This is a genomic window from Glycomyces endophyticus, from assembly GCF_039531525.1.
Taxonomy (GTDB): Bacteria; Actinomycetota; Actinomycetes; order Mycobacteriales; family Micromonosporaceae; genus Glycomyces; species Glycomyces endophyticus.
The window spans coordinates 16,439-29,390 of record NZ_BAAAQF010000027.1 but is presented as its reverse complement, the minus strand read 5'-3'; the positions used below and the strand labels follow the sequence as shown (position 1 = coordinate 29,390).

Here is a 12,952-nt window from a genome sequence, read left to right as displayed (position 1 = left end):
GGCGGCATCGTGTTACAAGTTGTGATACGATCACAGTATGAGCATGTTGAACGTACGCACCGACGAGGCGATGGACATCGCGATTGCCGAGCTGACCGCCGACGGCAAGACAAAGACCGAGGCCGTGCGTGAAGCTTTGCTCCACGCCTACCGCGACAAGCTCATCAAGCAGGCCAAGGCGGACGCCGACCGAGTCGAGGCGGACCCCGAGGACCGTGCCGAGATCCTTGCGATCCAGCGGTACATGGGTGTCGCCTAGTGATCTTCAGAGGAGCGATCTACGAAGTCAAACCGGCGAAGGACGCTACGGGGCACGAGCATAAGGGCAAGCGGTACGGCGTCGTGATCCAATCCGACGCATTCGCTTCCAGTACCGTCACACTCGCGCTGACCTCCACCAGCGCACATCACACGATCTACCGGCCCGCGATCGAGTTCCTGGGCGCGAAGTCCCGAGTCCTCACGGATCAGATCTACTCGGTAGACCACGGAAGACTCGGCGACTTCATGGGCGCCCTGGACTTCGATGAGATCGAGGTCCTCAATCGGGCCTTGCTTCTCAAACTCGGTTTGAGCTGAGCCGTCTAGAAGTCGAAGAGGTCCTCGAAGACGCTCTTGCGCTTCTTCTTCTTGTAGTGGTAGTCGTCGCCGTGGTGGCGGCGGTCGTCGTAGTGGTCGTCGCGGCGCCGGTCGTCGTAGCGGCGGTCGTCGTGCCGCCTGTCGTCGTGGCGGCGGTCGTCGTAGCGCGGGGGCGGGCCGGCGGGCGCGGCCGCCGCGGGCGGGCCCGCGTGGAACTTCGACTCGAAGTTCATCAGGTGCTCGAGTTCACCGCGGTCGAGGAAAATGCCCTTGCACTCGGAGCACTGCTCGACAACGACGCCGTTGCGCTCGTACTGGTGCATCGGGTTCTGACATTTCGGACAGAGCATCTGCATCATGACAACAACCTATCGTGAATCGGCCATGTATGCCCAACCGGAAGCGGGCGCCCCGGCTGTGAGTTCTCACAGCTAGAGCGCCCGATGGCGACGGATTCGTAGGTCGTGCGCCTTTTGCTCCGCGCAGTTCCTTCGTCAGTACTTCATCAGTGCGTACTGGACCTCCGCTTCACGCACTTCCTTCGTCAGTGCGTGAAGTGCCGCGTTCCGGTCAGGTACATCGTGACGCCGGCTTCCTTCGCGGCGGCGATGACTTCCTCGTCGCGGACCGAGCCGCCGGGCTGGACCACGGCGGTCACGCCGGCGTCGACGAGGATCTGGAGTCCGTCGGGGAACGGGAAGAACGCGTCGGAGGACGCGACCGAGCCGGCCGCGCGGTCGGCGCCGGCGCGCTCGACGGCGAGCTTCGCGGAGTCGACGCGGTTGACCTGGCCCATGCCGACGCCCACGGAGGCGCCGCCGGAGGCGAGGAGGATCGCGTTGGACTTCACCGAGCGCACGGCGCGCCAGGCGAACTCCAGGTCGGCGAGGGTGGCCGCGTCGGCGGGCTCGCCGGTGGCGAGGGTCCAGTTCGCGGGCGAGTCGCCGTCGGCGTCGACGCGGTCGGGCCGCTGGGCGAGCACGCCGCCGGAGATCGGCTTGAGCTCGATCGCGGCGGGGGTCCACTCGGGCGCGCGCAGCAGGCGCAGGTTCTTCTTCGCGGAGAGGATCGCCACGGCCTCGTCGGTGAACGCGGGGGCCACGACGACCTCGGTGAAGATCTCGGCGATCTGCTTCGCGGCCTCGGCGTCGACCTCGGCGTTCGCGGCGATGACGCCGCCGAAGGCGCTCAGCGGGTCGCAGGCGTGGGCCTTGCGGTGGGCCTCGGCGATCGAGGCGCCGGTGGCGATGCCGCACGGGTTCGCGTGCTTGATGATCGCGACGGTCGGCGCGTCGAAGTCGTGCGCGGCGCGCCAGGCGGCGTCGGCGTCGGTGTAGTTGTTGAAGCTCATGGCCTTGCCGTGGAGCTGCTCGGCCTGCGCGAGGCCGGGCGCGCCCGGGACGGCGTACACGGCGGCGTCCTGGTGCGGGTTCTCGCCGTAGCGCAGGTCCGCGAGCTTCTCGGCGGGCAGGGCGAGGAAGTCGCCGAGGCCGGCGGAGCCGTCAGTGCGCGCCGCGGACTGCTCGGCGAGCCAGGTCGCGACCGCGGCGTCGTAGGTGGCGAGGTGCGCGAAGGCCTTCGCGGCGAGGCGGAGCCGTTGCTCGGGCGTGGTGCCCTCCTTGGCGGCGTCGCGGATCCACGAGTAGTCGGCGGGGTCGACGACGACCGCGACGTTGGCGTGGTTCTTGGCGGCGCCGCGGACCATCGAAGGGCCGCCGACGTCGATCTTCTCGACGATGTCGTCGAAGCCCGCGCCGGAGGCGACGGTCTGCTGGAACGGATAGAGGTTGCCCACGAGCAGGTCGAACGCCTCGATGCCGAGGTCGGCGAGCTGGTCGCGGTGCGACTCGCGGCGCACGTCCGCGAGCAGGCCGGCGTGGACCTTCGGGTGGAGGGTCTTGACGCGGTCGTCGAGGATCTCGGGGAAGCCGGTCAGCTCCTCGACCTTCGTGACGGGGATGCCGGCCTCGGCGATGCGCGCCGCGGTCGAGCCGGTCGAGACGAGCTCGACGCCGGCGGCGTGGAGGTCCCTGGCGAGGTCGATGACGCCGGTCTTGTCGAAGACCGAGACGAGGGCCCGCTTGATGAGCTTCCGCTCAGACATGTATGCACTGCTCCTGATCGAAGATGACTGCGGCCCAGGCGTTCGACCGCAGTAACAGGTTCAGCAGCGCCGCTCCCCGGTGGTACTCCACCCGTGGCGTCTTCTGAAGGTCTCCCCTCAACAACGAGCTGCCCGGTCCGTGCCACGGGAAACCTCGAAAGACGTCACTCGCCAGTCGCGACCAGCCGAGCGTAACACGGCCGCCCGGGGCTCCGGAGCGGCCGACTCGCGTGTGCGCCGCCACCACGGGCGGGAGGCGAGTGCCGCGAGGACCGCGCCGAGGGCGTTCATGAGCGCGTCGTCGACGGAGACGACCCGGCCGGTCAGGAGCGCGAACTGGAGCGCCTCGAGGGTCACGGCGGCCGCGGCGCCCCCGAGCGCGACCGCGCCGAGCCCGATCCGGAAGCGGACGGGCAGGAAGAAGCCCGCCGCGGCGAACACGAAGAGGTTCCCGGCGAGCTGCTCGACGATCCTGCGCGGCGAGGCGCCGGCCAGGTCGGCGAGGTCCACGAGCGGCACCAGCTGGACCGCGTTCGCGCCCTCCCGCGAGGTGAGGCCGAGGAACAGCAGCGGCACCGAGCCGACGACCGCGCCGACCTCGGCGAGGGAGTGCAGCCAGGCGTCGCGGCGGGAGCGCCCGGCGCGGACGCGCCGGGCCGCGAGGGCCCAGGCGACGCCGAACGCGAACGGCAGCAGGGCGAACGCGATGTAGAGGGTGTTCGCTTCGAGGGAGTTGACGGCGAGGGGCATGCGGCGATGCTAGCCGAGCCTGACGCGGCGCCCCTCGGTCTTCCAGCCGTCGCGCATCATGCGGCCGACGGACGCCACGAGCTGGGCCCGCTCGGCCTCCTTGATGCGCTCGGTCAGGGTCTCGACGGTGTCGTCGTCCTCGACGGGGACCGCGCACTGGGCCACGATCGGGCCGGTGTCGACGCCGGAGTCGCAGATGAAGAGGGTCGCGCCGGCGATCTTGACGCCCGCGGCGAGGGCCTCGCCGGGGCCGTTCATTCCGGGGAACGCCGGGAGCAGCGAGTTGTGGGTGTTGACGTACCGGCCGGGGAACGCGGCGAGGAAGCGCGGCCCGCAGAGCTTGAGGAACCCGGCGGAGACGACCAGGTCGGGCTCGTACGAGGCGACCTCGGCGGTGAGGGCGGCGTCCCACTGGTCGCGGGTGCCGTAGTCCTTGACCTTGTGCACGAAGGTCGGCACGCCGAGCTTCGCGGCGCGCTCGGCCCCGTACGTGCCGTCGCGGTCGGCGCCGACGGCGACCACCTCGGCCCCGTAGGCGGGGTCGGCGCAGGCGTCGAGGAGGGCCTGGAGGTTCGAACCGGAGCCGGAGACGAGCACGACGAGTCTGGAGGTCACGTGTGACACGGTAACCCGTCGTCGCGGCCGGGCGCGGGTTCGGGGATGACCACCGTGTCTCTGCGCACGAGCTCGGCCTCGGCGGCGCGGCGGTGGACGGCGAAGAGGCGCGCGACGAGCGCGGCCCCGACGAGGCCGATGAGGAACTGGACGCCGGAGATCCAGGCGACCGCGAGCGGGTCGGGCCCCAGGTCGGCAAGGAGGTCGCGCCCGGCGGCGCCGCCGGACAGGAACGACAGGAGCCCGAGCGTGAGGGCCGCGCCCGCGGCGGCGACGATCGACGCGGTGGTGACGCGCGGGAGCCGCAGGTCCGGGGACCGGTACGTGAGGATCACGCCGAACACGGCCGCGAGCATGAGCGGGAGTCCGACGAGGACGGTCGCGTAGTCCGGGAGCGGCGCGTTCGGGACCGCGGCGAACACCGGGAACGCCGGGAGCGGCCCGAGTTCGACGAGCTCGGTCTGGACGGCGGTGCCGGCGCCGACGGCGAAGCCGGGACCGGCGATGTACGCGGCGGCCCACACGGCGAGGTTCGGCAGGTACACCAGGGTGAGCAGGGCGACGATCCACGAGGCGTTCCCGTAGAGCCCCAGGGTGTCGGCGACGACGGGGCCGCGCACGGCGAACGCGGCGCCGACGGCGGCGGCCCCGAACGCGAGGAGCGCCCCGGCGGTGATGAACCCGGTGCGCAGGCCCCGGCGCAGCCACACCGACGCGGTGGTCCACGGCAGGACCCCGGCCTCGCGGGCCGAGCCGTACGCGGTGGCGGCGACGACGAGCGGCACCGCGTGCAGGAGTGCGGGGAGCACGTCGACGTCGAACGGGCCGCGCGCGCTCAGCGCGGCGGCCGCGGCGACGAGTCCGGTGTAGAGGATCGTGACGAGCCCGGCGGCGGCCCGCACGGCGGCGGCGTCGCGGCCGCCGATCGCGCGCGTGGTCCCGGCGGCGGCCTTCGCGAGGCGCCAGGCGACGAGGACGGTGATCGCGAGCGGGGGCACGCTCAGGTGCATCGGTCCGATGTCGACGGGCACGCCGTGCCCGGAGAGCCAGGCGACGCCGGCCGCGGCGGCGACCACGGAGACCGGGCCCTCGGCGCCGGCCTGCCACCAGCCGAGGATGACGCACACCAGGATCGGCGTGAACACGACCGTGGCGCACCAGACCGCGGTCGCCAGCGCGGAGGCGAGGAGCGCGCGGGGGCGCTTGGGCCGGGGCCGGGCGGCGAGGGCCTCGGTCTCGCGGCCGGTGGCGCGCTGCCGCGGCGTGGAGTCGTTGATGCGCACGGTGTCGCGCTGCGCGGACCCTGAGCTGCCAGGGCGTCGGTTCGGTCGTCGCTCCACGCCGACCAGTCTGTCACAGGGGGGCACGCGGAGCACGGTTCCCATGACGGGCGGGCGAATGCGAGGATGGGTCCGGGTTGTCCGGCCGCGGGGGCCGGCCCGAGGAGGCTGCAGATGGAAGGTCCGGGCGACTTCTACGCCACGGTGGACGTCGAGGAGGTCGTGGACGGTGACACGTTCCGCGCCTACATCGGCGGCGAGAAGATCCGGGTGCGGATCATGGGGATCAACTCCCCCGAGTCGGGCGGGTTCCGCGACGAGGAGGACTGGGGCGCGGAGGCGAAGGTGTACGCCAAGGCGAAGCTGGAGGGCCGCACGGTCTCGCTGTTCACGGACCCGGGCGATCCGATGTACGACCAGTTCGACCGGCTGCTCGCGCACGTGGTGATGGAGAACGGCATGAACTACGGGGTCCTCGCGGTCGCCGAGGGCATGGCGCACGCGTACATCATGCGGCACCAGGAGCTGACGATCGGCGACACGCTGCGCAAGGCCGAGCGGCTGGCGAAGGGCGCGCGGCTCGGGATGTGGAAGTCGCTGCAAGACGACGAATAGCCCCCGGAGGGGCTGTTCGTCGGTGCCGGCGCTAGAGCGCCGAGGAGGTCTGGACGTCGGTGTCGTCGGGCTCGGGTTCGCGGCCGTACATCCACAGCTGGGCGGCCGCGCCGAGGGCGCCGCCGAGGAGCGGCGCGACGATGAAGACCCACACGTGCTCCAGGGGCGCGCCGCCGGCGAACAGGGCCGGGCCGAGCGAGCGGGCCGGGTTGACCGAGGTGCCGGTGAGCGGCAGGCCCACGAGGTGGATGATCGCGAGCACGAGGCCGATGGCGGCGCCGGCGGCGGGCGTGGCGCCTTTCTTGCCGGTGACGGCGAGGACGGTGAACACGAGGAGGAACGTCAGCAGGGTCTCGATGACGATCGCGCCGGTGAGGTTCACGGTGGCGCCGTAGTCGTTCGAACCGAGGGCCCCGGTCTGGTCGGTGACGTCGCCGCCGGTGGTCATGAACTTGAGGAGCGCGGCGGCGATGATGCCGCCCGCGAACTGGGCGATCCAGTAGCCGACGGCGGTGCCGATGTCGACGCGGCGCGCGAGGAGCGCGCCGAGCGTGACGGCGGGGTTGACGTGGCAGCCGGAGACGGGTCCGACGGCGTACGCGAGTGCGAAGAGGACGAGGCCGAAGGCGAAGGCCACGCCCACGAAGCCGATCGCCTCGCCGTCGATGCCGTACACCGCCGCTCCGACGGCGAAGAAGACCAGGCAGAAGGTGCCGACCAGCTCGGCCCAGATCGCGCGCATGACGTCCCCCTTGAGACCGTTTCCTACGTCTGTTCCAGAGGATGGCAGGATCGGCGGTCCTTTGTGAGCGTTTTGCGCTATTCGGACGGTCGGGTGCGGCGGTTCAGGCGCGTTCGAGGTAGTGGAGGACGGCGGCGACGCGGCGGTCGGTCTGGTCGTCGGGGGTGAGGCCGAACTTGAGGAAGATGTTGCGGATGTGCTTGTGGACGGCGTTCTCGGTGATGAACAGCCGCTGCGCGATCGCGCCGTTGCCGAGGCCCTCGGCCATGACCGAGAGGACCTCCTTCTCGCGGGGGGTGAGGCGTTCGACGGGGTCGTCGGCGCGGCGCTGCGCGAACAGCTGGGCGACGACCTCGGGGTCGATGGCGGTGCCGCCGCCCGCGACGCGGTGGAGGGCCTCGACGAACGCGTCGACGCGGCCGACGCGCTCCTTCAGGAGGTAGCCGACGCTGCGGGCGCCGTCGGCGAGGAGGTCGGTCGCGAAGGACTGCTCCACGTAGGCGGAGAGGACGAGGACGGCGAGGCCGGGGTGGGCGCGGCGGGCTGCGACGGCGGCCTTGATGCCCTCGTCGGTGTGGGTGGGCGGCATGCGCACGTCGACGACGGCGACGTCGGGGCGGTGCTCCTCGACGGCGGCGAGGAACGCGGCCGGGTCGCCGACGGAGGCGACGACGTCGAAGCCCTCGCCCCGCAGCACCAGGTTGAGGCCCTCCCGCAGGAGGGTGTCGTCCTCGGCGATCACGATCCGCACGGCAGCTCCACTCTGATCTCGGTCGGCCCACCGGGTGGGCTGGTCACCGTCGTCGACCCGTCGAGGGCCTCGACGCGGCGCGTGATGCCGGCGAGGCCGGACCCGGCGGCGGCGTCGGCGCCGCCGCGGCCGTCGTCGACCACGGTCACGGTGAGCGTATTCCCCCGCCGCCGCACCTCGACCGACGCGCTCTCGGCGCGGGAGTGCTTGGCCACGTTGGTGAGGGACTCGGCGACGACGAAGTAGGCGGTGGCCTCGACGCTGGCGGGGCACCGGCCCGGCACGTCGACGTCCACGGTGCAGGGCACGGAGCAGTCGGAGGCGAGCGCGTTCAGGGCGCCGGCGAGGCCGCGGTCCTCCAGGACCGGGGGGAGGATCGAGCGCACGACCGCGCGGAGCTCTGCGAGGGCGTCCTCGACGGTGTCCTGGGCGCGTCCGAGGATGTCGACGGCCCGGTCGGGGTCGCGCGGGATCTCGCGCTTGGCGGCGCCGACGAGGACGGCGACGGCGACGATCCGGTTCTGGGCGCCGTCGTGGAGGGCCCGCTCGATCCGGCGGAGCTCGACGGCGTGGGCGTCGAGGGCGGCCGCGCGGGTGGCGGTGAGGCGGGCGACGCGCTCGGACAGGTCGATGTCGGGGTCGGGGCCGAGGTAGTGGACGCCGGGGCGGGCCTGGAGGTCGAGGAGCTTGGGCCCGAACAGGAGCCAGAGCGCGAACACCGCGATGCCGGTGGCGAAGCCGAGGACGGCGGTGCCCTGCGACTGGGTCTCGATGAAGCCGTTGAGGATCCGCTGCTCGGAGTCCGGCGCGAAGGTCCACCACAGCGGGTAGGTGGCGTCGCGGACGGCGATGAACGGCATCTGGAGGAGGGTCGCGCCGATGATGAGGCCCCAGGTGCCGTGGAGGAACACCCAGACGAGGTCGCGGCGCGCGGACGGGTCGGCGCGGAGTTCGCCGAGGCTGCGGGGCGGGTCGGCGTCGGGGCCGGCGTAGGGGGAGTCGACGTCGTGGCCGAGCCGCTGGAGGCGGCGCCGTTCGAGGCCGGCGAGGGTGCGGACCCACTGCATCGCGGGGTGGACGAGGACGCGGCCGAGGCCCAGGAGCGAGAGGAGCCCGGCGAGGAGCAGGAGCGGGACCGTGTAGAGCGCGAGGATGCCGAAGCCGGCGCCGACCGCGCCGTACCCGGAGGCGCGCAGCGACGCGAGGAGCAGGGGCGCGAGCCCGGCCCTGACGTCGCCGTCGGGGCGCAGCTGGGCGCCGAACCACGCCTGCACGCGTTCGCGCCTCGATACCGCCATGTCGCTCCCCTCCGAATCCGCCCGGGCCGGCCGGCGCCGGGCGTCCGCTTGGAACGTACCCGCGAACGCGGGCGGCGTCGCTACAGCCAGCTGTACCCGGGCGCGGAACGGGGTACTACAGCTGACTGCACCCCGCCGACTCCGGTTGGCCCCACCCCTGATCGGGCAGCTGACCGCATTGGAACGGGACGCCGATCGCCATAGCGTGCAGTCATACCAGGAAACCCGGAGGCACACCCTATGACCACCGTCCTCACCGCTCCGCTCAGACCCGCGACGGCCGCTCCGGCGCTGGCGCTGCGCGAGGTCTCGAAGACCTACGACGGGGCGCACACCGTCCTCGACCGCGTCAGCCTCGACGTCCCGGGCGGCGCGTTCATCGCCGTCATGGGCGCCGACGGCGCCGGCAAGTCCACGCTCGTGCACTGCGCGGCCGGCCTCGACGACCCCACCGGCGGGGAGGTCCGGATCGCCGACCGGCGGATCACCGGCCTCGGCGAGGCCAAGCGGACCCTGCTGCGGCAGGGCCGGATCGGCTTCGTGTTCCAGTCGTACAACCTCCTCCCCTCGCTGACCGTGGAGGAGAACCTGGCGATGCCACTGCGGCTCGCGGGGGCCGGGGAGGACCGCGACTGGCTGCGGCACCTCGCGGAGCGGACCGGCGTCGACCGGTTCCTGCAGCGCCGGCCCGGGGACCTCGCGGCCGTGTGCCAGCAGCGGGCGGCGGTGGCGCGGGCGTTCGCGTCCCGGCCCGACCTGGTCGTGGCCGACGAGCCGACCGGCGCGCTCGACGCGGACGAGGCCGCCGAGGTCCTCGACCTGATGCGGGCGCTCGTCGACGAGTGGGCGCCGGGGCTGCTCATGGTCACGCGCGACGCGGCGGCGGCCTCGCGCGCGCACGCGACGTTCGCGCTCGAGGGGGCGCGGCTGCGCCCGGTCCTGACGTCGGCCCTCGCGGCCTGACGCAGCGGGACGCGGCAGGGCCCGCCGTCCGGGGGACGGCGGGCCCTGTCGCGCGGGTGTTCGGTTGCGGTGGCGGTTACGCGGCCTCGACCACGGCCTGGCGGCGGCCCAGCAGCGCGGTGGCGCTGGCGAGCAGGCCGACCGCGGCGACCGCGGTCACCAGGTAGAGGCCGGGGCGGTACTGGGCGATCGAGGTGGCGGCGCCGCCGGAGATCAGGCCGGTGACGACGGCCAGGACGACCGCGCCGCCGATCTGGCCGGAGGTCTGGACCAGGCCCGAGGCCAGGCCCTGCTCGTCGTCGGCGATGCCGTCGGTGGCCTGGACCATCGTGGCGGAGAAGCCGATCGCGAAGCCGAGGCCGAGCAGCAGGAACGCGGGCAGGTAGTCCGCGAAGTAGTTCGGCTGGGCCGAGCCGCCGCGCAGGATGAACCAGAGGTAGCCGAGAACGAACGAGGCCATCGAGGCGATGATCATCGACTTGGTGCCGTAGCGGTCGATGAACTTGCCGGCGATCGGCGACAGGACGGCGACGATGACGCCGGCGGGGGCCAGCGCGAGGGCCATCTGGATCGGCTCCCACTGGAGCGTGTTCTGGAGGTACAGGGACACGATCGTCTGGAAGCTGATGTAGGAGCCGAAGATCGCCATGGCGGCCAGGTTGGCGCGGACGATCGATTTGACCTTGAAGATGCTCAGGCGGACCAGCGGGTGGGCGACCTTGTTCTCGATGACGAAGAACGCGCCGAGGAGGACCGCGGCGGCCGCGGTGGTCGCGGTGACGAGGGGCGTGAAGCCGGTCTCGGGGACCGTGACGATGGTGTAGACCGCGGCGAGCATGCCGCCGGTGAGCGTGGCGGAGCCGAGGAAGTCGATGTGCCCCTTCTCGCGCTCGGCGTTCTTGGGGACCACGACGAAGGCGGCGACGAGGACGACGGCGACCACGGCGACGGGCGCGAAGAAGGTCAGGCGCCAGTCGACGCTGGTGAGCAGGCCGGAGGCGATGAGGCCGGAGGCGTACCCGGTGGCGCCGAAGACCGTGAAGATCGACAGGGCCTTGTTGCGGTCGTGGCCCTCCTTGAAGGTGGTGGTGATGATCGACAGGGCGGCCGGGGCGGTGAAGGCGGCGGCGACGCCCTTGACGATGCGGGAGGCGATGAGGAGGCCCTCGTGCTCGACGAGGCCGCCGACCAGGGACGCGGCGCCGAAGACGACGAGCGCGGTGAGGAAGACCTGGCGGCGTCCGAGCAGGTCGGCCATGCGTCCGCCGAGGAGGAGCAGGCCGCCGTATCCAAGGATGTAGCCGTTGACGATCCACTGGAGGGACGAGGTCTCGAGTCCGAGTTCGGCGCCGATCGACGGGAGCGCGACGCCGACCATGGAGACGTCGAGCGCGTCGAGGAACATCGCGAGGCCGGCCACGAAGAGGACGGCCCACAGCTTCGGTCCCCATCTGCTCGGGGTGTGTGGGGCCGTATCGGGGGTGTCGGTGAGGAGGTCGGCCTGCGGTTTCGGTTCGGTGATCGTCATGCCGAGAAACTTACATGCACGTGCATTGGATGTCAACACATCAAATGCACGGACATTAAATGTCTTGACATGGTAATCTCCTAGTCATGGAGGCCGTAGTAGACGAAGACGTGTGCACCAAGTGGTCTGAAACACTCCGCGTGTACCACACCACATCGTGCGAGTTGGAGAACGAGCTGCAGGACGGGCACGACCTGGGCCTGAGCGAGTTCGAGGTGCTCAAGATCCTGTCCCGCAGCTGCGGGAAGCACGGGGGCAAGGCCAAGATGAAGGAGCTCGAGGCCGAGATGTACCTCAGCCAGAGCGCCCTCTCGCGGACCGTCACCCGCCTGGAGAAGGACGGCCTGGTCACCCGCGCCACCTGCGACTTCGACCGCCGGGCCATGTTCCTCATGCTGACGCCCGCCGGGCAGGAGCGGTACACCGCGGCCGAGCCGACCTACCGGGCCGTGCTCCGCCGCCAGTTGGCGTGAGCGGGTTACCGCTCACCGGGTCGGACCGCCGAAGCCGTTGCGGCGCTTGTGCACATGGGCGCTTTCGGACGGCATACCCCCTTGCGCCGTGACGGTCGGTAAGGTGAGGTGGAGAGCAGTCACAACCGATCCGGCATGGAGAGTGGATGTCATGACTCCCCCAGAGAACGACCGACCCGACGACGAGGACGGCGGCACCTTCAAGCTGAAGCCCGGCGCCGGCGCTCCGACGCCGCCCGCGGCTCCGGCCCCCGCAGGGGACGAGTCCGGCCTCGACCGCACCATGAAGATCTCGCGCGCCGACGTCCAGCAGGGCACCCCGCCCCCGCCCCCCTCGCCCCTCGGGAACCCCACCGGCCCGGCGGACCCGCCCGGCGCCCCTTACGCCGAGACCACGGTCATGCCGCAGTCCGGCACCTCCCAGACCGGGTTCCAGCCCGCGGGCACGCCCCCGCCGGCCCCGAACCCGCTCGGCTCCGGGCAGTTCCCCCAGACGGGCCAGCAGCCGTACGGCCAGCCGCAGGGCCAGCAGCCCGGCGCCTACCCGCCGCCCCCGCCGCAGGCGGGCTTCCCGCAGCCGCAGGCCACCGGCCCGCTCGGCGACGCCCCCGAGGGCATCAAGAAGATCGGCCTCATGGCCCTCATCGGCGCCGGCATCGGCGTGGTCTCCTTCGTCTTCTCGGTCATCACCAACCCGTTCGCGATCTTCTTCGGCGTCATCGGCCTCCTCATCGCCGCCGCCATGGGCTGGTACGGCTGGGCCCTCCCGAAGGGCAAGATCGCCTCGCCCGGCCTGCGCCTGACCGGCGTCATCGTCATGATGGTCGCCGCGGGCCTCTCGCTGATCGGCGCGCTCGGCGGCCTCGGCGCGCTCGCGCTCGTCGGCGGCGTCGCCGTGGTCGGCCTGGTCTTCAACCTCGCCGGCGCCGGCGTGTACGGCTACGCCAGCTTCATCTACCTCAAGGACGAGCAGGCCAAGGCCTACATCAAGGGCCCGCAGGCCGCGGCCCCCGGCGGCTACCCGCCGCCCGCGTACGGGCAGCAGCCCGGCGGTTACCAGCAGCAGCCGCCGCCCGGATACGGCCAGCCGCAGGGCCAGCAGCCCGGCGGCTACCCGCCGCCGCCCCCCGGGTACCCGCAGCCGGGCCAGCAGCAGCCGCCGCAGCCGCCCTACGGCCAGTAGCACTTCCAACCCGCACCGGTCGCGACTAAGCTCATTCGTATGAACTGGCCGCGGCGCCGATGATCGCCACG

General features: G+C 72.0%; 14 protein-coding genes, 1 pseudogene and 1 riboswitch. Of the genes and pseudogenes, 6 read left to right on the top strand and 9 right to left on the bottom strand.

The genetic code is table 11. The features are described 5' to 3' along the window. Window positions 1-37 precede the first annotated feature (37 nt). Together ABD419_RS23070 and ABD419_RS23065 are read left to right on the top strand one after the other, a co-directional pair. Window positions 38-259, top strand: coding sequence for a hypothetical protein (locus ABD419_RS23070; protein WP_344491843.1), 222 nt, complete (start codon window positions 38-40; stop codon window positions 257-259). Continuing rightward, window positions 259-579 carry a type II toxin-antitoxin system PemK/MazF family toxin gene (locus ABD419_RS23065; RefSeq protein WP_344491840.1) on the top strand — a complete coding sequence of 107 codons (321 nt, stop codon included), beginning with the start codon at window positions 259-261 and terminating at the stop codon, window positions 577-579. Before ABD419_RS23070 ends, ABD419_RS23065 begins: the two co-directional genes overlap by 1 nt. A gap of 5 nt (window positions 580-584) precedes the next feature. Here the strand turns inward: ABD419_RS23065 and ABD419_RS23060 are convergent, their stop codons facing one another. From ABD419_RS23060 to ABD419_RS23040, 5 genes and pseudogenes are all read right to left on the bottom strand, one after another. Then, a complete protein-coding gene (locus ABD419_RS23060) occupies window positions 585-938 on the bottom strand; it encodes a TFIIB-type zinc ribbon-containing protein (protein WP_344491837.1) in 354 nt (117 codons plus the stop codon). Window positions 939-1,123: 185 nt separating this feature from the next. Beyond that, window positions 1,124-2,683 carry a bifunctional phosphoribosylaminoimidazolecarboxamide formyltransferase/IMP cyclohydrolase gene (gene purH / locus ABD419_RS23055; protein WP_344491834.1) on the bottom strand — a complete coding sequence of 520 codons (1,560 nt, stop codon included), beginning with the start codon at window positions 2,681-2,683 and terminating at the stop codon, window positions 1,124-1,126. Between the two features lie 25 nt (window positions 2,684-2,708). Beyond that, window positions 2,709-2,872: riboswitch (ZMP/ZTP riboswitch) on the bottom strand. A 78-nt stretch (window positions 2,873-2,950) separates the two neighbouring features. Then, window positions 2,951-3,433, bottom strand: a pseudogene (locus ABD419_RS23050) (VanZ family protein); the annotation flags it as partial. Window positions 3,434-3,442: 9 nt separating this feature from the next. Then, window positions 3,443-4,048, bottom strand: coding sequence for a phosphoribosylglycinamide formyltransferase (purN, locus tag ABD419_RS23045; RefSeq protein WP_344491831.1), 606 nt, complete (start codon window positions 4,046-4,048; stop codon window positions 3,443-3,445). Then, window positions 4,045-5,388, bottom strand: a complete 1,344-nt coding sequence (locus tag ABD419_RS23040; RefSeq protein WP_344491828.1) for a cell division protein PerM — start codon at window positions 5,386-5,388, stop codon at window positions 4,045-4,047. Before ABD419_RS23040 ends, purN begins: the two co-directional genes overlap by 4 nt. 114 nt (window positions 5,389-5,502) lie before the next feature. Here ABD419_RS23040 and ABD419_RS23035 point away from each other — a divergent pair, with 114 nt between their 5' ends. Further along, entirely contained in the window at window positions 5,503-5,943 is a 441-nt protein-coding gene (locus ABD419_RS23035; RefSeq protein WP_344491825.1) for a thermonuclease family protein, read from the top strand. A gap of 31 nt (window positions 5,944-5,974) precedes the next feature. On the opposite strand, the gene ABD419_RS23030 is transcribed toward ABD419_RS23035, so the two are convergent. From ABD419_RS23030 to ABD419_RS23020, 3 genes are all read right to left on the bottom strand, one after another. Beyond that, the gene (locus ABD419_RS23030) at window positions 5,975-6,685 is read right to left on the bottom strand and encodes an MIP/aquaporin family protein (protein ID WP_344491822.1); all 711 of its coding nucleotides are present in this window, start codon (window positions 6,683-6,685) and stop codon (window positions 5,975-5,977) included. Between the two features lie 103 nt (window positions 6,686-6,788). After that, complete coding sequence (locus ABD419_RS23025) at window positions 6,789-7,436, bottom strand: response regulator transcription factor (RefSeq protein ID WP_344491819.1); 648 nt, start codon at window positions 7,434-7,436, stop codon at window positions 6,789-6,791. After that, window positions 7,424-8,734 (bottom strand): sensor histidine kinase, encoded by a 1,311-nt coding sequence (locus ABD419_RS23020; RefSeq protein ID WP_344491816.1) that lies wholly within the window; start codon window positions 8,732-8,734, stop codon window positions 7,424-7,426. The genes ABD419_RS23025 and ABD419_RS23020 overlap by 13 nt, the downstream gene beginning before the upstream one ends. A 240-nt stretch (window positions 8,735-8,974) precedes the next feature. Here ABD419_RS23020 and ABD419_RS23015 point away from each other — a divergent pair, with 240 nt between their 5' ends. Further along, a complete protein-coding gene (locus ABD419_RS23015) occupies window positions 8,975-9,697 on the top strand; it encodes an ABC transporter ATP-binding protein (protein ID WP_344491814.1) in 723 nt (240 codons plus the stop codon). 76 nt (window positions 9,698-9,773) lie between these two features. On the opposite strand, the gene ABD419_RS23010 is transcribed toward ABD419_RS23015, so the two are convergent. Continuing rightward, window positions 9,774-11,225, bottom strand: a complete 1,452-nt coding sequence (locus ABD419_RS23010) for an MFS transporter (protein ID WP_344491811.1) — start codon at window positions 11,223-11,225, stop codon at window positions 9,774-9,776. A gap of 86 nt (window positions 11,226-11,311) precedes the next feature. Here ABD419_RS23010 and ABD419_RS23005 point away from each other — a divergent pair, with 86 nt between their 5' ends. Then, window positions 11,312-11,698 carry a MarR family winged helix-turn-helix transcriptional regulator gene (locus tag ABD419_RS23005; protein ID WP_344491808.1) on the top strand — a complete coding sequence of 129 codons (387 nt, stop codon included), beginning with the start codon at window positions 11,312-11,314 and terminating at the stop codon, window positions 11,696-11,698. A gap of 151 nt (window positions 11,699-11,849) precedes the next feature. Next, window positions 11,850-12,881 (top strand): hypothetical protein, encoded by a 1,032-nt coding sequence (locus tag ABD419_RS23000; protein WP_344491805.1) that lies wholly within the window; start codon window positions 11,850-11,852, stop codon window positions 12,879-12,881. The last annotated feature ends 71 nt before the right edge of the window (window positions 12,882-12,952 follow it).